This is a genomic window from Xanthomonas sp. CFBP 8445 (assembly GCF_025666235.1).
Lineage (GTDB): Bacteria > Pseudomonadota > Gammaproteobacteria > Xanthomonadales > Xanthomonadaceae > Xanthomonas_A > Xanthomonas_A indica.
Genome location: NZ_CP102594.1, coordinates 2,068,549 through 2,091,061, shown reverse-complemented (window position 1 = coordinate 2,091,061; position 22,513 = coordinate 2,068,549). Strand labels below are relative to the sequence as shown.

Annotated in this window: 18 protein-coding genes; 10 read left to right on the top strand and 8 right to left on the bottom strand. The window is 69.5% G+C overall.

Going from position 1 to position 22,513, the window contains the following annotated elements; genetic code table 11:
• Positions 1 to 4: 4 nt before the first annotated feature.
• The 3 genes from sucB to NUG21_RS08830 all read left to right on the top strand — a co-directional run bounded on the left by sucB (position 5) and on the right by NUG21_RS08830 (position 3,588).
• Positions 5 to 1,219 (top strand): dihydrolipoyllysine-residue succinyltransferase, encoded by a 1,215-nt coding sequence (sucB, locus tag NUG21_RS08840; RefSeq protein WP_160946042.1) that lies wholly within the window; start codon positions 5 to 7, stop codon positions 1,217 to 1,219.
• Positions 1,220 to 1,331: 112 nt separating this feature from the next.
• Complete coding sequence (lpdA, locus tag NUG21_RS08835; protein ID WP_263392837.1) at positions 1,332 to 2,774, top strand: dihydrolipoyl dehydrogenase; 1,443 nt, start codon at positions 1,332 to 1,334, stop codon at positions 2,772 to 2,774.
• 220 nt (positions 2,775 to 2,994) lie between these two features.
• Positions 2,995 to 3,588 carry an LOG family protein gene (locus NUG21_RS08830; protein ID WP_160946040.1) on the top strand — a complete coding sequence of 198 codons (594 nt, stop codon included), beginning with the start codon at positions 2,995 to 2,997 and terminating at the stop codon, positions 3,586 to 3,588.
• Between the two features lie 435 nt (positions 3,589 to 4,023).
• Here the strand turns inward: NUG21_RS08830 and NUG21_RS08825 are convergent, their stop codons facing one another.
• A complete protein-coding gene (locus NUG21_RS08825; protein WP_263392836.1) occupies positions 4,024 to 6,909 on the bottom strand; it encodes a bifunctional diguanylate cyclase/phosphodiesterase in 2,886 nt (961 codons plus the stop codon).
• Between the two features lie 217 nt (positions 6,910 to 7,126).
• Here NUG21_RS08825 and NUG21_RS08820 point away from each other — a divergent pair, with 217 nt between their 5' ends.
• The 5 genes from NUG21_RS08820 to NUG21_RS08800 all read left to right on the top strand — a co-directional run bounded on the left by NUG21_RS08820 (position 7,127) and on the right by NUG21_RS08800 (position 11,569).
• On the top strand, positions 7,127 to 7,681 hold the full coding sequence (locus tag NUG21_RS08820) for an RNA polymerase sigma factor (protein WP_160946038.1): 555 nt from the start codon (positions 7,127 to 7,129) through the stop codon (positions 7,679 to 7,681).
• Entirely contained in the window at positions 7,678 to 8,820 is a 1,143-nt protein-coding gene (locus NUG21_RS08815) for a hypothetical protein (RefSeq protein WP_263392835.1), read from the top strand. The genes NUG21_RS08820 and NUG21_RS08815 overlap by 4 nt, the downstream gene beginning before the upstream one ends.
• A 61-nt stretch (positions 8,821 to 8,881) precedes the next feature.
• Complete coding sequence (locus tag NUG21_RS08810) at positions 8,882 to 9,475, top strand: IMPACT family protein (RefSeq protein WP_184502408.1); 594 nt, start codon at positions 8,882 to 8,884, stop codon at positions 9,473 to 9,475.
• Entirely contained in the window at positions 9,472 to 11,238 is a 1,767-nt protein-coding gene (locus NUG21_RS08805) for an ABC transporter transmembrane domain-containing protein (RefSeq protein ID WP_184502407.1), read from the top strand. The genes NUG21_RS08810 and NUG21_RS08805 overlap by 4 nt, the downstream gene beginning before the upstream one ends.
• A 118-nt stretch (positions 11,239 to 11,356) precedes the next feature.
• Positions 11,357 to 11,569, top strand: a complete 213-nt coding sequence (locus NUG21_RS08800; protein ID WP_010344257.1) for a hypothetical protein — start codon at positions 11,357 to 11,359, stop codon at positions 11,567 to 11,569.
• 300 nt (positions 11,570 to 11,869) lie between these two features.
• On the opposite strand, the gene NUG21_RS08795 is transcribed toward NUG21_RS08800, so the two are convergent.
• The 6 genes from NUG21_RS08795 to hrcA all read right to left on the bottom strand — a co-directional run bounded on the left by NUG21_RS08795 (position 11,870) and on the right by hrcA (position 19,430).
• Positions 11,870 to 12,982 carry a prephenate dehydrogenase gene (locus NUG21_RS08795; RefSeq protein WP_160946034.1) on the bottom strand — a complete coding sequence of 371 codons (1,113 nt, stop codon included), beginning with the start codon at positions 12,980 to 12,982 and terminating at the stop codon, positions 11,870 to 11,872.
• Positions 12,979 to 13,899, bottom strand: a complete 921-nt coding sequence (gene pdxY, locus NUG21_RS08790; protein WP_263392834.1) for a pyridoxal kinase — start codon at positions 13,897 to 13,899, stop codon at positions 12,979 to 12,981. The genes NUG21_RS08795 and pdxY overlap by 4 nt, the downstream gene beginning before the upstream one ends.
• Positions 13,900 to 14,342: 443 nt before the next feature.
• Positions 14,343 to 15,476, bottom strand: a complete 1,134-nt coding sequence (gene dnaJ, locus NUG21_RS08785; protein WP_160946032.1) for a molecular chaperone DnaJ — start codon at positions 15,474 to 15,476, stop codon at positions 14,343 to 14,345.
• Between the two features lie 159 nt (positions 15,477 to 15,635).
• Positions 15,636 to 17,561 carry a molecular chaperone DnaK gene (gene dnaK / locus NUG21_RS08780; RefSeq protein ID WP_019796580.1) on the bottom strand — a complete coding sequence of 642 codons (1,926 nt, stop codon included), beginning with the start codon at positions 17,559 to 17,561 and terminating at the stop codon, positions 15,636 to 15,638.
• Between the two features lie 145 nt (positions 17,562 to 17,706).
• Positions 17,707 to 18,228, bottom strand: a complete 522-nt coding sequence (gene grpE, locus NUG21_RS08775) for a nucleotide exchange factor GrpE (RefSeq protein ID WP_019796579.1) — start codon at positions 18,226 to 18,228, stop codon at positions 17,707 to 17,709.
• A gap of 143 nt (positions 18,229 to 18,371) precedes the next feature.
• Complete coding sequence (gene hrcA / locus NUG21_RS08770) at positions 18,372 to 19,430, bottom strand: heat-inducible transcriptional repressor HrcA (RefSeq protein ID WP_160946031.1); 1,059 nt, start codon at positions 19,428 to 19,430, stop codon at positions 18,372 to 18,374.
• Between the two features lie 111 nt (positions 19,431 to 19,541).
• On the opposite strand from hrcA, the gene recN reads away from it, so the two are divergent.
• Positions 19,542 to 21,203, top strand: a complete 1,662-nt coding sequence (gene recN / locus NUG21_RS08765; RefSeq protein WP_263392833.1) for a DNA repair protein RecN — start codon at positions 19,542 to 19,544, stop codon at positions 21,201 to 21,203.
• Between the two features lie 371 nt (positions 21,204 to 21,574).
• Here recN and fur read toward each other — a convergent pair whose 3' ends face one another.
• Positions 21,575 to 21,997, bottom strand: a complete 423-nt coding sequence (fur, locus tag NUG21_RS08760) for a ferric iron uptake transcriptional regulator (protein WP_026143876.1) — start codon at positions 21,995 to 21,997, stop codon at positions 21,575 to 21,577.
• Positions 21,998 to 22,099: 102 nt separating this feature from the next.
• Between fur and bamE the strand changes: the two genes are divergently transcribed.
• Positions 22,100 to 22,498, top strand: a complete 399-nt coding sequence (gene bamE, locus NUG21_RS08755; RefSeq protein ID WP_019796584.1) for an outer membrane protein assembly factor BamE — start codon at positions 22,100 to 22,102, stop codon at positions 22,496 to 22,498.
• The last annotated feature ends 15 nt before the right edge of the window (positions 22,499 to 22,513 follow it).

Below are 22,513 nucleotides of genomic sequence, written 5' to 3'. Positions count from 1 at the left end.
TGCAATGGCCACCGAAGTCAAAGTTCCGGTACTGCCCGAATCCGTATCCGATGCCACCATCGCCAGCTGGCACAAGAAGGCCGGCGAGGCGGTCAAGCGCGACGAGAACCTGGTGGACCTGGAGACCGACAAGGTCGTGCTGGAAGTGCCCTCGCCCGTCGACGGCGTGCTGAAGGAGATCAAGTTCGAGACCGGCGCCACCGTGACCAGCTCGCAGATCCTGGCGATCATCGAGGAAGGCGCGGCCGCCGCTGCGGCGCCGGCCGAGGCCAAGGTCGCCGAGGCCCCGAAGGCCGAAGCGCCCAAGGCCGCCGCCGCGGAAGCGCCGAAGGCCGCCAAGGCCGAGGCGCCGAAGGCCGCCGGTGACGTCTCCAGCCTGCCGCCGGGCGCACGCTTCAGCGCCATCACCGAAGGCGTGGATCCGTCGCAGGTCGAAGGCACCGGCCGTCGCGGCGCGGTGACCAAAGAAGACATCCTCAACTACGCCAAGCACGGCGGCGCCGGCAAGGCCAGCGGTGCGCGTCCGGAAGAGCGCGTGCCGATGACCCGCGTGCGCAAGCGCATCGCCGAGCGCCTGATGCAGTCGAAGAACTCGACCGCGATGCTGACCACCTTCAACGAGGTCAACCTGGCCAAGGTTTCGGCCGCGCGCAAGGAACTGCAGGACGAGTTCCAGAAGGCCCACGGCATCAAGCTCGGTTTCATGAGCTTCTTCGTCAAGGCCGCGGCCAACGCGCTGCAGCGCTTCCCGCTGGTCAACGCCTCGATCGACGGCGACGACATCATCTATCACGGCTACAGCGACATCTCCATCGCCGTGTCCACCGACAAGGGCCTGGTCACGCCGGTGCTGCGCAACGTCGAGCGGCAGTCCTTCGCCGACATCGAGCAGGGCATCGCCGACTACGCCAAGAAGGCGCGCGACGGCAAGCTGAGCCTGGAAGAACTGCAGGGCGGCACCTTCACCGTGACCAACGGCGGCACCTTCGGCTCGCTGCTGTCGACCCCGATCATCAACCCGCCGCAGAGCGCGATCCTGGGCATGCACGCGATCAAGGAGCGTCCGATCGCCGAGAACGGCCAGGTCGTGATCGCCCCGATGATGTACCTGGCGCTGTCCTACGACCACCGCATCATCGACGGCAAGGACTCGGTGCAGTTCCTGGTCGACATCAAGAACCAGCTGGAAAACCCGGGCCGGATGCTGTTCGGTCTGTAAGAGCCGGGATTGGGGATTCGGGATTGGGGATTGGTCACAGCGTCCCCGTCCTGAGCCCCTCCTGCTTTTGCGAATCCCGAATCTCCAATCCCGAATCCCGTGAGCGAATGAAATGAGCGAACAACAGCAATACGACGTCGTCGTCATCGGTGCCGGTCCTGCCGGCTATCACGCGGCCATCCGCGCCGCCCAGCTGGGCCTGAAGACCGCGTGCATCGACGCGGCGCTGGGCAAGGACGGCAAGCCGGCGCTCGGCGGCACCTGCCTGCGCGTGGGCTGCATCCCGTCCAAGGCGCTGCTGGATTCCTCGCGCCAGTTCTGGAACATGGGCCACCTGTTCGGCGAGCACGGCATCAGCTTCAAGGATGCCAAGATCGACGTCACGGCGATGGTCGGGCGCAAGGACAAGATCGTCAAGCAGTTCACCGGCGGCATCGCGATGCTGTTCAAGGCGAACAAGATCACCCCGTACTACGGCTTCGGCGAACTGCAGCCGGGCAACGTGGTCAAGGTCAAGCAGCACGACGGCAGCGAAGTCGAGCTGAAGGGCACCAACGTGATCCTGGCCGCCGGCTCGGATTCGATCGAACTGCCGTTCGCCAAGTTTGACGGCGAGACCATCGTCGACAACGTCGGCGCGCTGGACTTCACCGAAGTGCCGAAGCGTCTTGCGGTGATCGGCGCCGGCGTGATCGGCCTGGAACTGGGCAGCGTGTGGAAGCGCCTGGGCGCCGAGGTCACCATCCTCGAAGCGCTGCCGGACTTCCTGGCCCTGGCCGATGCCGAAGTCGCCAAGACCGCCTTGAAGGAATTCAAGAAGCAGGGCCTGGACATCAAGCTCGGCGCCAAGGTGTCCAAGACCGAGGTCACCGGCAAGGGCAAGAAGCAGGAAGTCGTCGTCACCTATAGCGATGGCGACGGCGAGAAGACCCTCAACGTGGACAAGCTGCTGGTGGCCGTCGGCCGTCGCGCCGCCACCAAGGGCCTGCTGGCCGAAGGCACCGGGGTCAAGGTCAACGAACGTGGCCAGATCGAGGTGGATGCGCACTGCCACACCGGCGTCGACGGCGTGTGGGCGATCGGCGACTGCGTGCGCGGGCCGATGCTGGCGCACAAGGGCTTCGAGGAGGGCATCGCGGTCGCCGAACTGATCGCCGGCCTGCCCGGCCACGTCAACTTCGACACCATCCCGTGGGTCATCTACACCGAGCCGGAAATCGCCTGGGTCGGCAAGACCGAGCAGCAGCTCAAGGCCGAGGGCGTGCCGTACAAGGCCGGCAGCTTCCCGTTCGCGGCGATCGGCCGTGCGGTGGCGATGGGCGAGCCGGCGGGCTTCGTCAAGGTCATCGCCCACGCCGAGACCGACCGCGTGCTGGGCATGCACCTGGTTGGCGTCGGCGTCTCCGAACTCGTCCACGAAGGCGTGCTGACCATGGAGTTCAACGGCTCGGCCGACGACCTGGCGCGCATCTGCCACGCCCACCCCACCCTGTCCGAAGCGATCCACGACGCGGCCATGGCGGTGAGCAAGCGGGCGATCCACAAGGCCAATTGAGGCTGGGATTGGGGATTCGGGAGTGGGGATTCGCAACAGCAGCCCCTCTTCCTACCCCATCCTTCAATCGCACAGCGCCGGGCAGATGCCCGGCGTTGTGCTTTGCGGATCGCCCCACGCATGAAGCCGATCAAGCGATGACACATCGCCGCTCCGGCATCATCGGCGGACCGATAAACCCACTGCTTTTACGAATCCCCAATCCCGACTCCCGAATCCCATGAAAAGCATCTGCGTCTACTGCGGCTCCAACGCCGGCAACAAGCCCGCCTACGTCGAGCGCGCCACCGCGCTGGGCACGCGCATCGCCGAGCAGGGGCTGCGCCTGGTCTATGGCGGCGGCAATGTCGGCCTGATGGGCACCGTGGCCAATGCGGTGCTTGCCGCCGGCGGCGAGGTCACCGGCGTGATTCCCAAGCAACTGGCCGACTGGGAAGTGGCGCACCGCGGCCTCACCGAACTGGAGATCGTCGGCTCGATGCATGAGCGCAAGTCGCGCATGTTCGACCTCTCCGACGCCTTCGTCGCCCTGCCCGGCGGCTTCGGCACCATGGAGGAGATCTTCGAGATGCTGACCTGGCGCCAGCTCGGCATCGGCAACAAGCCCTGCGCCTTCCTCGACGTGGAGGGCTTCTACGCGCCGCTGATCGGCATGATCGATCGCATGGTCGAGGAGCGCTTCCTGCACCCGGACCAGCGCGCCGACCTGTGGTACGGCAGCGACATCGAGACGATGCTGGGCTGGATGCGGGACTACACGCCGGCGCAGGCGTCGAAGTGGATTGATGAAAAGCGGCGCAATGCATTGCGCTGAGAGACGCCTGACGCGCGGTGAGTTCATGGCGCGTGGCGACGCGTTACAGCATCCGGCGCCTCACTGCCCCTGCGGCGCGGATTGATGAAAAGCGGCGCAATGCATTGCGCTGAGAGACGCCTGACGCCCGGCGAGTTCATGATGCGTGGCGACCGCTTCGGTCACCGCACACAACGACAGGAAGCGTCTCGTAGGAGCGGCTTCAGCCGCGACGGGCGCTCCCGGTAACGCCCTGTCGCGGCTGAAGCCGCTCCTACGGGACAAGCGCATCTGGATTGCGTGTGGCCAGAGCAGGTGCCCTCCAGTCGCTCCAGCCTGTGGGAATGACTGAGGTACGAACCGACCGGAATCGCCGCAACGTGTCGCGCCGAGACGGAACACATCGCCTCGGCAGCAAGCGCCACGCGCATGGCGACGCGCTCTGCATTCGATCGCCTAAAGCTGTTGCGGCGCGGCGGCCGGGCGCCCCAGCAGATAGCCCTGCCCGTAGTCGCAGCCCAGCTCGCGCAGGGTTGCCAGTTGCTGCTCGGTCTCGATGCCTTCGCCCACCGTCTCGATGCCCAACGTGCTGGCCAGGGCGAGGATGCCGCGCACCAGCGCGTGGCTGCCGGTGCCGCCCTCGTCCTGCAGGCCGGCGACGAAGCTCTGGTCGATCTTCAGCACCGAGATCGGGAAGCGGTGCAGGTAGGACAGCGCCGAGAACCCGGTGCCGAAGTCGTCCAGTTGCGCCAGCACGCCGCGCTCGCGCAGCGCCTGCAGGATGGCCAGGGTGCGCGGCGCGTCGTCGAGCAGCGCCACTTCGGTGATCTCCACGCGCAGGCGGCGCGGATCGGCACCGGCGGTGTCGATCAGACCGAACAGCCGCTCGGTGAAATCCGGCGAGCGGAAGTGCCGCGGCGAGACGTTGACCGAGACGTAGCCACCCTCGCTCTGCGCCAGACGCCGGATCACCTGCGCGTACAGCAGCCAGTCCACCTGCTCGATCAGGCCGCTCTCTTCGCCCAGGTCGATGAACTGGCTCGGCACCAGCAGCCCGCGGCTCTCGTGGCGCCAGCGCAACAGCGCCTCGTGGCCGATCACCTCGCCGTCGTGCAGGCGCACGATCGGTTGGTAGAACGGCTCGAAGTCGCGGTTGTTGATCGCGCGGCGCAGGTCCGCCTCCAGATCGAGGCTGCGCAGCGCCGCCTCGCGCATGGCCTCGTCGAACACCACGCAGCGGTCCTGGGTCTGCGCCTTGGCCCGGTACATGGCCGCATCCGCGTCGCGCAGCATCTCCTCGCCGTTGTGGTAGCGCGGATGCCAGGCGGCGATGCCCAGGCTGCCGGACGGGAACAGTTCGCGGCCGGCCACCCACATCGGCTGGCCGAGCACGTGCAGCAGGCGCCGCGCCAGTTCGCGCGCGCCGTCCAGGCCGTGCTCGGATGGCGTCAGCACCGCGAACTCGTCGCCGCCCAGGCGCGCCACCACGTCCTGGCCGCGGATCGTGGAGACGATGCGCTTGGCCACCTGCACCAGCATCTCGTCGCCTGCGGCGTGGCCGATGCTGTCGTTGACCAGCTTGAACCGGTCCAGATCCAGGAACAGCACGGCGAAGGTCTTGCCGCCGCCGCGGGCACGGGCGATCGCCTCGCTGAGCCGGTCCAGCAGATGCGAGCGGTTCGGCAACCCGGTCAGCGCATCGTGCAGCGCCTGATGGGTCAGCCGCTGCTCGGCGCGCCAGCGTTCGGCGATCTGCGCCAGCAGTTGCTCGTTGACCTCGGCCAGCTCGCGGGTGCGCTCGTCCACGCGCTGCTCCAGCTCCGCGTGCGCCAACCGCAGCCGTTCCTGCGCACGCTGCCGCGCCAGGCCGCTGCCGATGTTGTGCGCGACGAAGGTGAGCAGGCGCTGGTCGTGCTCGGTGAAACGCACCTTGGCGACGTAGCTCTGCACCACGATCGCGCCGATCACCTCGCCCTCGTCGAACAGCGGCGCGCCCAGCCAGCTGTAGGGGCGCTGGCCGTACTCCTGCACCTCGCCCTGCGCCAGCAAGGCGTCGATGTCGGACAGTTCGAGCAGCTGCGGACGCCGTACCCGCATCACGTATTCGGTCAGCCCGCGGCCGCGGCGCCGTTGCGGCCGGTACGGAGTGAACTCGTCCACCGAATACACGAACTCCAGCATCGTGTCGTCGTCGGACAGCAGGGCGATGTACAGATTGCGTGCGTCGATCAGCCCGCCGACGATGGCATGTACCTCGGTGTAGAACTGTTGCAGGCTCTCCGAGCGGATCGCCAGCTCGGCGATGCGGAACAGCGCCAGTTGCAGCATCTCCGCGCGCTTGCGCTCCTGGATCTCGTCCTGCAGGTCGCAGTTGGCGCGCTGCAGCTCCTGGGTGCGCAGGTCCACCCGCCGCTCCAGCTGCACCTGCGCATGACGCCGGTCCATCGCGGTCTGCACGTGCTGCGCCACGTAGGCCAGCAGCGCGCGGTCGGCATCGGTGTAGCGCAGCGCATAGTCGTAGTTCTGCACCACGATGGCCCCGCACACGCGGCCCTCGCGCAGCATCGGCACGCCCAGCCAGTCGCGGCTCTCCGGGCCGTGGCCGATGTTGTCGCCCACCTTCAGGCGCTCGCGCACCTGCTCCGACGGCCCGCGCACCGCACGGCCGTGGCGCAGCAGGGCGAAGGTCAGGCTGTGCGGCATGTCGTGCAGGAAGTAGGTCCGCTCCGGATCGGCGACGAAGTCGTCGTGGCGGTCGGAGAAGTACAGGAAGCGCATGCTCTGCTGGTCTTCGTCGTACTCGACGATGTAGCAGTTCTCCGCGTACATCAGCGATTCCAGCACGGCGTGCACGCGCTGCAGCATCTGGCTCATTTCCAGATCGGCGCCGGCCAGGTCGGCGATCTCGTACAGCGCCTGCTGCAGCTGCTTGGATTTTTCCAGGCCCTCGATGCGTGCGCGCATTCGCTCGGTGTCGAGCAGGTTCAGGCCGAACGCGACCGCAGCGTCGCACCAGGCCGCGCGTTGCGCGGCCTCCAGGGGCTGCGCCACTTCCGCGCCGATCGCCACGCAGGCGCCTTCGGTGGTGCGGTGCACGTGCAGCAGCGCCGGCACCGTCGACGGCAGCGGCGCGGTGCCGGCCAGCGCCTCGGCGACCAGCGCCTGCAGCCACGCCGGCGCCTGTGCGCTGGCGCCCTGCAGGCGCCCGACCACGCCGTCGCCGCAGCCGAGCGCCACGGCGCTGCCGGGCGGCAGCAGGCCGCACAAGGCCTGCGCCGTGCGCGCGGGGGCATGGCCGCCGGCTGGGTCTTCGCGGACGGTGGTGGACGAATTGAACAGCATCGACGACAACTCCTGCAGGGCCCCCCGGAACTGCTCCACGCTCGCCCTTCACCATCAGCATACCCGTTGCATGCGCCGATCGACGCCGGCTCGACCCCGAAGTGGCGAGATGGGCGTTTGTCTCCCCATGTTGTCCGAACTTCCGCAATCGCCGCCCTCCTCCGGGCCCCCGCCTCCCGACTATGCGCCGGCCCGGCGAACGCTTAGGCTTGCCGCCGTGGACGCCCCGGTCGAAGCGAGCGACGAAGCCCTGATGCTGGCCTACGCGGCCGGCGACGCGCGCGCGTTCGAGACCTTGTACCTGCGCCACCGCGGCCGCCTGTACCAGTACCTGCTGCGACAGCTGCGCGATCGGGCACTGGCCGAAGAACTGTTCCAGGACGTGTGGCAGCGTGTCATCGCCGCGCGCCTGGACTGGCAGCCGCAGGCCGCATTCACCACCTGGCTGCTGCGCATCGCCCACAATCGGCTCGGCGACCACTGGCGCGCGGCCAAGCACCGTCCGCCGGCGCCGGCCGACGCCGACCTGCGCACCGCCCGCGTGCAGGACCCCGACACCCCGGAGCGGCAGTTGTCCGCCTTCGAGCAACGGCGCCAGCTGCAACTGGCCCTGGATGCGCTTCCCGAGGAGCAACGCGACGTGCTGCTGCTGCGCCTGGAGCAGGAATTGAGCCTGGACGAGATCGGGCAGATCACCGGCGTCGGCCGCGAAACGGTCAAGTCGCGGCTGCGCTATGCGATGGACAAACTGCGCGCGAGGCTGGGCGGATGAGCGCCGACGAACCGCTGACCCCGGAAGAGCGCGCGCTCGCCGAACGCCTGCGCCAGGGCCGGCAGGCGCTGCCGCCGCCGGCGCTGGATGCGGCGATCCTGGCCGCCGCGCGCGCGGCGGTCGTGCCGGGTGCCACCGAGATCGCGGACTATCCCAGCAGCGCCGCGGAGCGCGCGCGGGCGCAAGCCGCCACGTCGCTGCCGGTGCCGCCACCCGCGCCTGCCGGAAAGGCGACCGCCCACGCCCCCGCAGCGCGCCCCGCTCCAGCCGCGTCGCGATCGCGCTGGCCGACCTGGCTCGGCCTGGCCGCCTCGCTGGTGCTGGTGGCCGGCATCGCCTGGCGCGCACGCCCACCGGTGCCCTCGGCACCGGCACCCGCACCGGCGGTGGCGCCTGCCCCGGCAGTCCCTCCCGCTCCCGACGCCGCGCCGGCGCCCGCCGCATCGCCGACCCCCTCCTCCGCGGAGCCGGCGCAGGCGGCCGCCGCGCCGGCAACCTCCGAGACCGCAGCGCCCGCGCCTGCGGCTTCGGCGCGCATGGCAGCGCAGGCGCCTGCCGCGCCGCTGGCGGAGCGTACGCCGGAGGCACAGGCGCGCAGACTGGCGCCCGCAAAGAGCCTGGCCCCTCCCATGCCACCGACGCTGATGGCGCCCGCCGCGCCGCCGGCCCCGCCACCGCCGCCCATCGTGGCCGACAGCAACGCGCCCGCCGCCGAGCAGCAGGCCGCGCCGGCCGCGATGGCCTTGCGCGCACCGGCGCGCGCGGCGACGACGCAGGACGCCTTGCCGCGCAGCGCCCCCACCGACCACGCCCGCCAGGCCACGTTGGCGGCCTCCACACGCGCGCAGGCCGCCGCGGGCGAGTCGTCGGAGGCGCTCTCGCTGCGTCCTTCGACGTCGACCGCCGATCCGGCTACCGCATCGCCGCAGCCCCCGCCCGCTGCCGGCGCCGTGGAAGCCGCGGTGGAGGCCGCAGCGGAGGCCGACGCGCAACTGCCCCCGCGGCGTTGGCTGCAGCGGATCCGCGAGCGCCGCGACAGCGGCGACCTGGGCGCCGCCCGCGCCAGCCTGCTGCGCTTCCAGCGCATCCACCCGCACCGCGCGGTGCCCGCAGACCTGCGCACGCTGCTGCACGACTGAGCCGCGCGATGCCGGCGCCTGCGCGGCAGGCCGGGGGCACGCCTCGTCTACAATGCCTCCGATGCCCGATACGCTCCCGCACCCCGTCAGCCACAGCGTGGAGATCAAGCACAGCCGCTTCGTGGCCCACGCTGCGCCGATCGCCGACGCCGGCGCGGCACTGGCGTTCGTGCAGCAGGTCGCGGTGGCCGACGCCACCCACAATTGCTGGGCATATCGCCACGGCGACGAGTACCGCTCCAGCGACGACGGCGAACCCGCCGGCACCGCCGGCCGCCCGATCCTGGCGGCGATCGACGGCCAGGGCTTCGATCGCGTGGTGGTGGTGGTCACGCGCTGGTACGGCGGCATCAAGCTCGGCGCCGGCGGCCTGGTCCGCGCCTACGGCGGGACCGCGGCCGAATGCCTGCGCCTGGCGCCACGGCAACCGCTGCTCGCGTTGAGCCTGTTGACCCTGCACTGCGGCTTCGACGATCTAGGCGCGGTGCATGCCGCGCTGAGCGCCTGTGCCGCGGAGAAACTCGATGAACGCTTCGATGCCGGCGGCGCCGAACTGCAGCTGCGCCTGCCCCGCGATCGCGTCGACGCCTTGAAAACCCGCCTGCGCGACGCCACTCGCAATCGGGTCCGCTGTTCGGAACCCGCCCCCGCATGAACACCCCGCCGGCCGACCAGGCCAAGTCGCTGCGCAGACTCGGCAGCCTGCGCACCCTGTGGCCGTTCGTGCGTCGCCGTCGCGGCCTGCTGATCGCCTGGCTGGTGGCGCTGGCGATCTCCTCCAGCGCCACGTTGAGCCTGCCGGTGGCGGTGCGGCAGATGATCGACCACGGTTTCAGCGACAGCAGCCGCATCAACCAGTCCTTCGCCCTGCTGTTCGCGGTCGCGGTGGTGCTGGCGGTGGCCACCGCCACGCGCTTCTACTTCGTGTCCCTGCTTGGCGAGAAAGTCGTCGCCGACCTGCGCGAACGTCTGTATACGCATCTGATCGGCCTGCATGCCGGTTTCCACGACCGCAACCGCAGCGGCGAACTGGTCTCGCGCCTGTCCGCCGACAGCGAACTGCTGCGCGGGGTCATCGGCAGCACCATGTCGGTGGCCCTGCGCAGCACGGTCACCGCGATCGGCAGCGTGGTGATGCTGTGCGTGACCAGCCCGCACCTGGCCGCCTACACCCTGCTCGGCATCCCGCTGGCGGTGCTGCCGATCGTGCTCGGTGCGCGTCGCCTGCAGAAGATCTCGCGCGCCAGCCAGGACCGCGTCGCCGACGCCAACACCCTGGCGGCCGAGACCCTGGGCGCGGTGCGCACGGTGCAGGCATATGCGCGCGAAGGCTACGAACGCGGCCGCTTCGGCGAGGCGCTGGCGCAGACCGTGGCGGTGGCGCGGCGCCGGGTCGGCGCGCAGGCGCTGATCACCGCCGCGGCCATCGTGCTGATCTTCGGCGCCATCGTGCTGGTGCTGTGGTCCGGCGCGCACGAGGTCGCTGCCGGCGAACTCAGCGCCGGCGCGCTCGGCCAGTTCGTGCTGTACGCGATGTTCGGCGGCGGCTCGGTCGCTTCGCTGGCCGAGGTCTGGAACGATCTGCAGCGCGCGGCCGGCGGCATGGGCCGTATCGCCGAGCTGTTCCAGGAACGTCCCGAGGTGGTCGCGCCGGCGCAGCCGCGTGCATTGCCGCAGCCGTTGCGCGGCGAGGTGCGTTTCGACCACGTCAGCTTCCGCTACCCGCAGCGCCCCGATCACCCGGCGCTGGACGGCTTCGACCTGCATGTGCGGCCCGGCGAGAGCGTGGCCCTGGTCGGTCCCTCCGGCGCCGGCAAGAGCACGGTGCTGGCGCTGCTGATGCGCTTCCACGATCCGCAGTCCGGCAGCGTGCAGGTGGATGGCCTGGACCTGCGCACGCTCGACCCGTCGCAGCTGCGCTCAGCGATCGGACTGGTGCCGCAGCACCCGACCCTGTTCGCCGCCAGCGCCGCCGACAACATCCGTTACGGCCGGCTCGAGGCCAGCGAGGCCGAGGTCGAGGCTGCGGCGCGCGCCGCCGAAGCCGACGCATTCCTGCGCCAGCTGCCCGACGGCTACGCCAGCGAACTGGGCGAGCGCGGCGCGCGCCTGTCCGGCGGCCAGCAGCAGCGCATCGCCATCGCCCGCGCCCTGCTCAAGGACGCTCCGATCCTGCTGCTGGACGAGGCCACCAGCGCCCTGGACGCGCAGAGCGAAAACGCCGTGCAGCAGGCGCTGGAGCGGCTGATGGCCGGGCGCACCACCCTGGTGATCGCGCACCGCCTGGCCACCGTGCTCAAGGCCGACCGCATCGTGGTGATGGACCACGGCCGCATCGTCGCCCAGGGCACCCACGCCGAGCTGCTGGCGCAGGGGGGGCTGTACGCCGAACTCGCTCGCCTGCAGTTCATCGACTGAGCACGCCGCGCTAACGGCGGCGGGACTACCGTCGATCCGCGTCTGCCGCGGGCCGCGCATGTCGCGGCTGCCGTGCCGGCGTCCCGCATTCGATGCAGCGTTCGACAGGAGGCTCCCGATGTCCTTTCGCCAATTGCCTGCCCTCGGTCCCGACGGCGAGGCCTATCTGATCACCGAGTTCCAGGACGATGCGCCGCGCCAGCAGCAGGCGCAGCACGATCCGCACGCGGACAGCGGATTGCGCTACGAACTGGCCGACGGCCGCAAGCTGATCCGCCGCGGCCAGCAGTTCGTCACCACCGGCGGCGAGTTGACCCTGACCGCGGTCTAGCGTCGCCACCACGCTGTGCCGTCTTGCCCTGTCGTCGCCACTGGCGTTCGGCGCACTGGCGGCGGGCTGGTCAATTTTTCGCCACACCTCTTGACAGGCTTGCCACGCAAGGCGCGCCAACGGTTATCCACATGTTTGTGCAGTGGCCATCCACATGCGCTGTGGATGAATTGCGGCAGGCGTTGGTGGTTCCCGTGCACGCATCTGGCGAGTTGCACGGTCGCGGCTGAAGCCGCTCCTACGATGGGTGTTGCGTGCTTTCGTAGGAGCGGCTTCAGCCGCGACGGCGTTCGATGCAATTCAACCCGCCAGCACCCGCCCGATCCCGCTGGCATCGATTTCCGCCGCCGCGGCACGCACCGCTGCAGCATCGCTGGCCGGATCGAAGCCGAGCCGGAAATGCAGCTCGCCCGCCTGCGTGCGCGAGGAATGGATCGAGGCCAGGTTGACGCCATGGCGCTCGAACACGTGCAACAGCGCGCGCAGCGAGCCGGCGCGGTCTTCTGGCAAGTACACGCTGAGGGTGGACTGCTCGGTCAGATCGGCCAGCAGGTAACCCACCCGCTCGTAGCTGTAGTTGCCCTGGGCGATCGCCGCCTCGCCCAGCGCCTGCCGGTTGGCGTCGAGGAACTCGGCGCGGAACTGCGCGCGCGCCGCATCGTCGCCACGGCCGACCTGCGCACGCAGCCGCGACAGTTGTGCGATCAGCCCATCGAGCACGTCGCCGACATGCGGATTGCCGAACTGGATGTCTTCGTAGATGGCCGGATTCAAGGCCAGGATGCGCGCGATGATCGCGGTGTCCAACTCGAACGAGGCCGAGCGGTACGGCAGCAGGGCCTGCAGCGGCCCCAGTGCCGGCGCATGCTCGCGCAGCACTCCGGCCTGGGCCAGATGGGTGGCGTGGACCATCGCCTGTACCAGCGCCATCACCCGGTCGTGGTGCTCGGGCGTGGTGCGCACGCACTCGCCTTCCAGCGCCGCGTACAGCTGCTGCAGCCAGGGCTGCCACTGCGTCACCCGCGCTTCGCACACCACCAGCACGCGGCCCTTGAGCGTCGGCGACTTCGGCGGCGCGGTCATCGGGTGCAGGCCGGCCACCTCCGCCTGCGAGGCCAGCATCGCCGCCACCGGCTCGGCCTTGACCGAGGTGACGTCCAGCCACAACTGGCCGCGCTCGCGGCCGCCGGCGCGCTGCACGTACGCGCCGATCAACGCCGGCGTGTGCCGGATCGGTGCGGAGAAGATCAGCACCTGCGCCTGCTGCAGCAGTGCCTCCGGCGCCAGCGACTGTGGGTCGGCCGGATCGTGGCCGACCACCTCCAGTTGCATGCGCTCGCGGAAGAAGCGGCTCAGCCAGCGGCCGTAGGCGCCGGCGCTGCCGACGATGCCGACGACCGGGCGCAGGCTCACGCCAGGCGCTCGGCGACGAAGCGCAGCGGCGTGGCTAGCGCGGCAGGCGCCGCCGCCAGCACGTCCAGCTCTTCCACGTCCGCGGCCAGGGTCGCCTCCAGGGCCGCATGCACGCCGGCGATGGCGCGGCCGATCGCCGCCTCGAAACTGTCGCCACGCAGCAGGAAGGCCACCAGCAGCGCCATCAGCACATCGCCGGTGCCGGCCACGTCCACCGGCAGCAATGGCGAGCACCAGCGGTAGACCGCCTCGCGGCTCACCGCCAGCGTCACCAGTTGCCCGGCATCGCCGCCGACACTGTGGGCGAGCACCCACTCCGGGCCGCGCGCCAGCAGCACGCGCGCGGCGGCGATCGCCTCGTCCCGGGCCAGCGCCGGCATGCCGGTCAGGCGGCCGAGTTCGAAGGCGTTCGGCGTCACCAGCCACGCATGCGGCAACAAGCGCTCGGCGAAGATCGCTTCCAGGCCTGGTTCCACGTAAGGACCGGTATGCGTATCGCCGATCACCGGGTCCAGGCAGTAGCGCAGCGTCGGGCACTGCGGCAGCGTGGCGTCGAGCCAGTCGGCGAAGGCGGCGCCGTTGCCGACGCTGCCGAAGTAGCCGGACACCAGCATGCGCGCGCGTTGCGGCAGGCCGCGTTCGCTGGCGCCGAGCAGCAGGTCGGCGAACCAGTCCGAGGGCAGCACCCTGCCGCGCAACGTGGCGTAGAACGGCGCATTGCTCAGCAGCGTGGTCGGGATCTCGGCCACGCGCAGGCCCAGCGCGCGCATCGGCGGCACCGCCGCGCTATTGCCGGCGTGGCCGTAGACGAGCTGCGACTGCACGGAGATGACGTCGACCGGCACCGGCCCGTCGGGCCGTTGGCGGCGGCCATGGATGAGATGATTTGCGGCGTTGCTGTCGGCGGAAGCGTTCATCGCCGTAGTGTAGCGCCGGCGCAAGGACGCTCAGCGGCGCGTGCATGCGCGGTGTTGCGGGGGCTTTCAGCAACAACGGCCTCAGCTGCGGCGCTCCGACGAGAAAGCGTCGCGGCTGAAGCCGCTCCTACACAACAGGGAGTCAGGATGCGAAAAAACGGCCACGCATCCGGAATCGCAAACCTTGATACCTTCGCTGCACGCAGCGGGCGAAACATTCCAGCAACACGGTCCGCTGTAGGAGCGGCTTCAGCCGCGACGCGTCTGACAGTAAGCGTCGGGGCTGAAGCCCCTCCCACAAAAAGCCTGGCAGCGGCCAGAAACGCTGGGAAAATCCCGACCCCCGGTTTCAACAGCCCCGGGCTGGTCATCTCGAATCCCGGATTCCCAATCCGGGCTTCCAACAGCCGCAGACCGGTCATCCCGAATCCCCAATCCCGGCCTTACGACGTCATCCGGTCCCAGAACCCCTTCACCCCATCGATGAAGGTCGCCGACTTCGGCGAATGCTTGCGCGCGTCCTCGCCGGTGAAGGTGGACTCGAACTGCTCCAGCAGCTTGCGCTGGTCGGCGGTGAGGTTGATCGGCGTCTCCACCACCACCCGGCAATACAGGTCGCCCTCGCTGCGGCTGCGCACCGAGCGCACGCCCTTGCCGCGCAGGCGGAACAGCTTGCCGGTCTGGGTTTCGGCCGGAATGCGGATTTCCGCCTCGCCGCCGAGAGTGGCCACGCGCACGGTGTCGCCCAGCGCCGCCTGCGAGATGCGGATCGGCACCTCGCAATGCAGATCGTCGCCGTCGCGTTGGAAGATCGGATGCTCGCGCACCCGCACTTCCACATACAGATCGCCCGGCGGCGTACCGGCCGGACCGGCCTCGCCCTCGCCCGACAGGCGGATGCGGTCGCCGTTGTCGACGCCGGCGGGAATCTTCACCGACAGCACCTTGGTCTCTTCCACACGCCCGGCGCCGTGGCAGACGCCGCACGGGTTCTGCACGATCTGGCCGCGGCCGGCGCAATGCGGACAGGTCTGCTGCATGGCGAAGATGCCGCGCTGGATACGCACCTGGCCGCGCCCGTGGCAGGTGACGCAGGTCTCGACCTTGCCGTCCTCCGAGCCGCTGCCGTGGCAGTGCTCGCATTCGCTCAGGGTCGGAATCTCGATGCGGCGCTCGATGCCGGCCACCGCTTCTTCCAGGTCCAGCTCCAGCACGTAGCCGATATCGGCACCACGCCGCGGCGCACGTCCACCACCACCACCGGCACCACCGAAGATGTTGCCGAAGATGTCGCCGAAGATGTCGCCCATGTCCGGACCGCCAGGGCCGCCGCCCATCCCGCCCATGCCGTGCTCGAACGCGGCGTGGCCGTGCGCGTCGTACATGCGCCGGCGGTTGCCGTCGGACAGCACCTCATAGGCTTCCTTGCATTCCTTGAACGCGGCCTCGGCGGCTTGGTCGCCGGGATTGCGGTCCGGGTGGTACTTCATCGCGCAACGGCGATAGGCCTTCTTCAGCTCGTCGTCGCTGGCGGTGCGGGCCACACCCAGCACCTCGTAATAGTCGCGTTTGCTCATGGGGCGGGGATTCGAGATTCGGGAGTCGGGATTCGTTCAATGCAAAAGCGGAGAGCCTCGGCTCTTCCGCTCTTGCAAACTGGATGGACAGGGATCGGGATCGGAGACCGCAAGGCAACGCGCCTTGCGCATCTCCAATCCCCAATCCCCAATCCCGGCTTATTTCTTGTCGTCCTTGACTTCGGTGAACTCGGCGTCCACCACGTCGTCGGACGGGGCCGAGGACGCATGCGCACCGCCGGCGTTGCCGCCCGGCTGCTGCTCGCCCGCTGCTGCGGCAGCGTACAGCGACTGACCGGCCTCTTCCAGCGCCTTGGTCTTGGCCTCGATCTGGCCTTTGTCGTCGCCCTTCATCGCGGTTTCCAGATCCGCCAGCGCCGACTCGACCTTGCCGATCACGTCGCCGCCGACCTTGCTGCCGTGCTCGGTGATCGCGCTGCGGGTGGCGTGGATCAGGCCGTCGGCCTGGTTGCGCGCCTGCACCAGCTCGTGGAACTTCTTGTCTTCCTCGCGGTTGGCTTCCGCGTCGGCGACCATGCGCTGGATCTCGTCGTCCGACAGGCCGGAACCGGCCTTGATCTCGACCTTCTGCTCCTTGTTGGTCTTCTTGTCCTTGGCCGACACGTGCAGGATGCCGTTGGCGTCGATGTCGAAGGACACCTCCACCTGCGGCAGGCCGCGCGGCGCCGGCTCGATGCCGGACAGGTCGAACTTGGCCAGCGACTTGTTGTAGCGGGCCTGCTCGCGCTCGCCCTGCAGCACGTGCACGGTCACCGCGGACTGGTTGTCCTCGGCGGTGGAGAACACCTGCGAGGCCTTGGTCGGGATGGTGGTGTTCTTCTCGATGATCTTGGTGAACACGCCGCCCAGGGTCTCGATGCCCAGGCTCAGCGGGGTCACGTCGAGCAGCAGCACGTCCTTGACGTCGCCGGCCAGCACGCCACCCTGGATCGCGGCGCCCAGCGCCACGGCCTCGTCGGGGTTGACGTCCTTGCGCGGCTCCTTGCCGAAGAACTCGGCCACCGCCTGCTGCACCTTCGGCATGCGGGTCTGGCCACCGACCAGGATCACCTCGGTGATGTCGCTGGCGCGCAGGCCGGCGTCGTTCAGCGCGGTGCGGCACGGATCGATGGTGCGCTTGACCAGGTCCTCCACCAGCGCCTCGAGCTTGGCCCGGGTCAGCTTGATGTTGAGGTGCTTCGGGCCCGACGCGTCGGCGGTGACGTACGGCAGGTTGACTTCGGTCTGCTGCGAGGACGACAGCTCGATCTTGGCGCGCTCGGCGGCGTCCTTCAGGCGTTGCAGCGCCAGCGGATCCTTGCGCAGGTCGATGCCCTGGTCCTTGTTGAATTCTTCGACGAGGTAGTCGATGACGCGCTTGTCGAAGTCTTCGCCGCCCAGGAAGGTGTCGCCGTTGGTGGCCAGCACTTCAAACTGCTTCTCGCCGTCGACGTTGGCGATCTCGATGATCGACACGTCGAAGGTGCCGCCGCCCAGGTCGTACACCGCGATCTTGCGGTCGCCGCCCTGGCCCTTGTCCAGGCCGTAGGCCAGCGCCGCGGCGGTCGGCTCGTTGATGATGCGTTTGACGTCCAGCCCGGCGATGCGGCCGGCGTCCTTGGTCGCCTGGCGCTGGCTGTCGTTGAAGTACGCCGGCACGGTGATGACCGCCTCGGTGACGGTCTCGCCCAGGAACGCCTCGGCGGTCTTCTTCATCTTCTCCAGCACCTGCGCGGAGATTTCCTGCGAGGCCAGCTTGCGCCCGTCGGCGGTGGCCACCCAGGCGTCGCCGTTGTCGTGCTGGACGATGCTGTACGGCACCAGGCCGATGTCCTTCTGCACTTCGGCGTCGGTGAACTTGCGGCCGATCAGGCGCTTGACTGCATAGAAGGTGTTCTTGGGGTTGGTGACGGCCTGGCGCTTGGCCGAGGCGCCCACCAGCACTTCGCCATCCTTGGTGTAGGCGACGATCGAAGGCGTGGTGCGGTCACCCTCGGAATTCTCGATGACGCGGGCCTTGCCGCCGTCCATGATCGCCACGCACGAATTGGTCGTGCCCAGGTCGATGCCGATGATCTTGCCCATTGCAATGACTCCTGAAAGGTCGTGTAGCCGGCCAGTGCCGGGATCTGGTTCGGATATAGGGATGGCTGCAGGTCATTCAAGCCATCGCCGCAAATTAGCGTTCCACGGCCGCCGCGCCGGGTTCAGGCGCGGGCGGCCGGCGCGCTCAGTCGTGCTTGGCCACCACCACCAGCGCGGGCCGCAGCAGGCGCTCGTTGAGCAGGTAGCCCTTCTGGAACACCTGGATCACGTGCCCCGGGGGAACGCCTTCGGCCTCGGCCTGGCTGATCGCCTGGTGATGCTCCGGGTTGAACGGCTCGCCGGTCGGGTCGAGCAAGGTCAGGCCGTTGTCGGCGGCGACCTTGAGCAGCTGCTTGTAGGTCAGTTCCAGGCCGTCGCGCAGCGGACTGGGCTCGCTGCCGGCGGCGGTCAGCCCCGCGTCCAGACTGTCGAACACCGGCAACAAATCGCCGAGCAGGCGTTCGTTGGCGAACTTGCGCGCCTGCTCCACGTCGCGGGCGATGCGCTTGCGCTGGTTCTCCAGGTCGGCCCGCTCGCGCAGGGCGTCGGCCTTGACCAGGGCCAGTTCGCTGCGCAGCGTCTCCACTTCCGCCTGCAGCGGATCGGTCGAGGGCTGCTGCGCCTCGGTCAGGTGTTCGGAATCGAATTCGGGGTGCTCTTGCGTCATGTCCGTGTCCCTGGCGGGGTGCGTCCCGCCTTACCGGACCACCTATGTGGGCGGCGCCGGCGGATTCAAGTGAATCAGGGGATGGGGGAGTCGGGAGTGGGGATTTGCGTGGACGGCCGGCTGGCGAATAGCGCTGCGGCGCCCTAGCGGTCGCCGGGCGGGGACGGGTCCAGGCGGGCGCCCAGGACATCGGCGGCGGTCTGCACCAGCGGGATGACCCGGTCGTAGTCCATGCGCTTGGGACCGATCACGCCCAGCACGCCCAAGACCTGGCCGCCGGCCATGTACGGGGCGGTCACCAGCGACACGCTCTCCAGCGGCACCATGCCGGTCTCCTCGCCGATGAAGATGCGCACGCCGGGCGCGCGGATGGTGCGCTCGAGCAGTTGCAGGATCTCGCGCTTGCTGGCGAAGACCTCGAACAGTTCGCGCAACCGCTCCAGGTCCGAGAGGTCCTGCACGCCCATCAGCTTGGTCTGCCCGGCCAGCACCATGTCGTCGCCGGCCGGGGCCAGCGCCTGCTCGGCCAGCTCGACGCTGTGCGCCAGCAGTTGCTCCATCTCGTCGCGCGCATGGCGCAGGTCGCGCAGCAGGCTGGCGCGGATGTCGGCCAGCGCACGCCCGGCGAAATGCCGGTTCAGATAGTTGGCCACCCGCTCCAGCTCGGCCGGCTCGTAGGCCTTGCGCGGCTCGATCACCCGGTTCTGCACCTCGTTGTCGGCGAACACCAGGATCGCCAGCACCCGCCGCGCGTCCAGCGGCACGAAGTCGATGTGCCGGAACGCGAACTGCTCGCGCTTGGGCGCGCTGACCACGCCGACGAAGTGGGTCATGGCCGACAGCAGTTCCGAGGCGCTGCCGAGCAGCGCCTGGGTGCCGGCGGCATTGGCCATCTCCGCGCGCAACCGCGCCACCTCGCCCTCGGCCGGTGGGCGCATCTGCACCAGGCTGTCGACGAACACCCGGTAGCCGGTGGCGGTGGGCACGCGCCCGGCCGAGGTGTGCGGCGAGCTGAGCAGCCCGGCATCCTCCAGGTCGGCCAGGATGTTGCGGATCGTCGCCGGGCTCACGTCCAGCCCGGCGTGCCGGGCCAGGGTCTGCGAGCCGACCGGCTCGCCGTCGCGGATGTAGCGCGAGATCAGCGTGCGCAGCAGCTGCCGGGCACGCGGATCGAGGCTGGAATGGACCGGGGAAGCGCGCATGGAATCAACCCGTGAGACTGGTCCTTAGATAATGTCTGCACGCCGGCTTGGCAAGTCATTGGCCCACCTACCCGCGCATGCTAGCGTTGCGCGGCTCCGGATGCAGACCCCATGCTCAGACATCTCTCGATCAAGGATTTCGCCGTCGTACGCGGCACCGAACTGGAATTCGGCCCCGGCATGACCGTGGTGTCCGGCGAAACCGGCGCCGGCAAGTCGCTGATGGTGGACGCGCTCGGCTTCCTGTCCGGGCTGCGCGCCGACAGCGGCGTGGTCCGCCACGGCGCCGACCGCGCCGAACTGTCGGCCGAGTTCGTCGCCCCCGCCCAGGCCCGCGCCTGGCTGCGCGAGAACGAACTCGACGACGAGGAACAGTGCCAGCTGCGCCGGGTGATCCGAGCCGACGGCGGCTCCCGCGCCTGGATCAACGGGCGCCCGGTGACCCTGTCGCAACTGGCCGAACTGGCCGGCCACCTGGTCGAGATCCATGGCCAGCACGAACACCAGGCCCTGCTCTCGCGCGGCAGCCAGCTCGGCCTGCTGGACGCCTATGCCCGCAACGAGGCCGAACGCGCCGCGGTGCGCGCCGCCGCGGCCCGCTGGCAGGGCCTGCTCAGCGAGCGCGAGGCCCTGCTGGCGCAGGGCGATGTCAGCGACCGCATCGGCTTCCTGCAGCATCAGTTGGCCGAACTGCAGCGCGAGGACCTGGACCCGGCGGCGATCGCTTCCCTGGACGCCAACCATCGCCGCCAGGCCCACGCCGCCGCGCTGATCGGTGCCTGCGAGGGCGCGGCGCAGCGGCTCAACGGCGACGAGGCGCCGGCGGTGCTGGACCTGTTGCAGCAGACCCGCCACGAACTCGGCAAGGTCGGCGAGTACGACCCGCGCCTGGCCGAGGTGCAGGCGCTGATCGACAGCGCCGGCATCCAGCTGGAGGAAGCGCTGGCGCTGATCGACCGGGTCCGCGACGACCTGGACGCCGACCCGGCGCAGTTCGAGGACATGGAACGCAAGCTCGGCCGCCTGCACGACCTGGCCCGCAAGCACCGGATCGGCGTGGACGCGCTGGCCGGGCACCGCGACGCCCTGTTGGCCGAGGTGGAGAGCCTGCGCGGCACCGGCGAGCGGCTGGACGTGCTCGACGCCGAGATCGCCCAGGCCACCCAGGCCTGGCGCGACGCCGCGGCCGCCCTGACCGCCACCCGCGACCGCGGCGCGCAGGCGCTGTCGCGCGATACCACCGCCCTGATCGGCGAACTGGGCATGGGCGGCGGCCGCTTCCTGATCCAGCTCGAGCCGCACGACACCGAACGGCCGGACCCGGCTGGCGCCGAGCGGGTCGAGTTCCTGGTCGCCGCCAATGCCGGGCAGCCGCCCCGCGCCCTGCGCAAGGTCGCCTCCGGCGGCGAACTGTCGCGCATCTCGCTGGCGATCGAGGTCGCCGCGCTGGGCCTGGACGCGGTGCCGACCATGGTCTTCGACGAAGTGGACTCGGGCATCGGCGGCGCCGTCGCCGACATCGTCGGCAAGAAGCTGCGCGCACTCGGCGAGCAGCGCCAGGTGCTGTGCGTGACCCACCTGCCGCAGGTCGCCGCCCAAGGCCACGCCCACTACCGGGTCAGCAAGGCACCGGTCGAGGGCATGACCCAGAGCTCGGTGGAACTGCTGGCCCCGCGCCAGCGCGAGGAAGAACTGGCGCGGATGCTGGGCGGCGTCGAGGTCAGCAAGGAAGCCCGCGCCGCGGCCAAGCGGCTGCTGCTCAGCGCCGGCTGAGCGGCGGCCATCGCACGCGGCTGCACCGCTGGGCCAAACTGCCCCACATGGGCGATCTGGATCGGATCACAAAGCGGCACAGCCCCAGCCGCCAATGCAGCTAAGCCGCGAGCATCAACAAGCCCCTCTCCCGCCGGGAGAGGGGTTGGGGTGAGGGTTAGGCCCGGAGCGGCCCGCTGACGTGATCCACCCGGCACCACCCGCCCCCTCATCCGCCCATGCGGGGCACCTTCTCCCGATGGGAGAAGGGAGAAGCAGTAGCCCCTCTCCTGCCGGGAGAGGGGTTGGGGTGAGGGTCCGTGGCGACGCCCTCGCGCATCTGGCGCACAAGGAGGGGCCACACGCGGACCGGGTTCACCCGGCGGCGGAACTCAACCCTTCTTGCCGCTCGGCCGCTTGCTGCGCACGTAAAGCACCAGGGAGTGCTCTTCCAGCTCATAGCCGTGATCGGCAGCGATCTTGCGCTGCAGTTCCTCGATTTCCGCGCTTTCGAACTCGATGATCTTGCCGGTGTCCACGTCCACCATGTGATCGTGGTGGCCGCCGCGGTCCAGTTCGTACACCGCCTGGCCGCCCTCGAAGTTGTGCTTGAGCACCAGCCCGGCCGCCTCGAACTGGGTCAGCACCCGGTACACCGTGGCCAGGCCGATCTCGTCGCCGTGGTCCAGCAACTGCCGATAGATCTCCTCGGCGGTCATGTGGTGCCGCGCCGATTTCTGCTCCAGCAGCTCGAGGATGCGCATCCGGGGGTGCGTGACCTTCAGGCCGACTTTGCGCAGATCGTGGGATTCCATGGCGTCTCCGTTCATAGCTGGTTTATCGCCAGCTGCCTGGAATGGGTCGCGGCGGTCGCCGGGAGTGTATCATCGACGCGATTTCATTCAGCCATGTCCCCGATGCGCAATCTCCTGCTGGTCGCCGCTGTTGCCCTGTCCACCGCTGGCTGCGGCATCATTTACAAGCAGCCCATCTACCAGGGCAATCTGATCAAGCCGTCGGCCGTGGAGCAGCTCAAGGTCGGACAGAGCAAGCAGCAGGTCAGCGCGCTGCTCGGCAGCCCCTCGATTCCGGATCCGTTCCACGCGCAGCGCTGGGACTACACCTCCACCGAGCGTGTCGATCGTCTGGGCCATACCGAGATCAAGAACTTCGTGGTGTTCTTCGACAACGACATGGTCACCCGCTGGGAAGGCGACTATTTTCCGGATCAGGACGAAGAGCTGGCCAAGAACAGCGTGCGCCAGTTCGGCCGCAACCTGGCCAAGGACAAGAAGAAGCAGCGCCGCGGCGAATGAGCCAGCGGCCGCGTC

Coding starts and splice junctions, on each gene's coding strand:
- sucB (WP_160946042.1), top strand. CDS start 5: ATGGCCACCGAAGTCAAAGTTCCGGTACTGCCCGAATCCGTATCCGAT.
- lpdA (WP_263392837.1), top strand. CDS start 1,332: ATGAGCGAACAACAGCAATACGACGTCGTCGTCATCGGTGCCGGTCCT.
- NUG21_RS08830 (WP_160946040.1), top strand. CDS start 2,995: ATGAAAAGCATCTGCGTCTACTGCGGCTCCAACGCCGGCAACAAGCCC.
- NUG21_RS08825 (WP_263392836.1), bottom strand. CDS start 6,909: ATGCTGTTCAATTCGTCCACCACCGTCCGCGAAGACCCAGCCGGCGGC.
- NUG21_RS08815 (WP_263392835.1), top strand. CDS start 7,678: ATGAGCGCCGACGAACCGCTGACCCCGGAAGAGCGCGCGCTCGCCGAA.
- NUG21_RS08810 (WP_184502408.1), top strand. CDS start 8,882: ATGCCCGATACGCTCCCGCACCCCGTCAGCCACAGCGTGGAGATCAAG.
- NUG21_RS08805 (WP_184502407.1), top strand. CDS start 9,472: ATGAACACCCCGCCGGCCGACCAGGCCAAGTCGCTGCGCAGACTCGGC.
- NUG21_RS08800 (WP_010344257.1), top strand. CDS start 11,357: ATGTCCTTTCGCCAATTGCCTGCCCTCGGTCCCGACGGCGAGGCCTAT.
- pdxY (WP_263392834.1), bottom strand. CDS start 13,899: ATGAACGCTTCCGCCGACAGCAACGCCGCAAATCATCTCATCCATGGC.
- dnaJ (WP_160946032.1), bottom strand. CDS start 15,476: ATGAGCAAACGCGACTATTACGAGGTGCTGGGTGTGGCCCGCACCGCC.
- dnaK (WP_019796580.1), bottom strand. CDS start 17,561: ATGGGCAAGATCATCGGCATCGACCTGGGCACGACCAATTCGTGCGTG.
- grpE (WP_019796579.1), bottom strand. CDS start 18,228: ATGACGCAAGAGCACCCCGAATTCGATTCCGAACACCTGACCGAGGCG.
- hrcA (WP_160946031.1), bottom strand. CDS start 19,430: ATGCGCGCTTCCCCGGTCCATTCCAGCCTCGATCCGCGTGCCCGGCAG.
- recN (WP_263392833.1), top strand. CDS start 19,542: ATGCTCAGACATCTCTCGATCAAGGATTTCGCCGTCGTACGCGGCACC.
- fur (WP_026143876.1), bottom strand. CDS start 21,997: ATGGAATCCCACGATCTGCGCAAAGTCGGCCTGAAGGTCACGCACCCC.
- bamE (WP_019796584.1), top strand. CDS start 22,100: ATGCGCAATCTCCTGCTGGTCGCCGCTGTTGCCCTGTCCACCGCTGGC.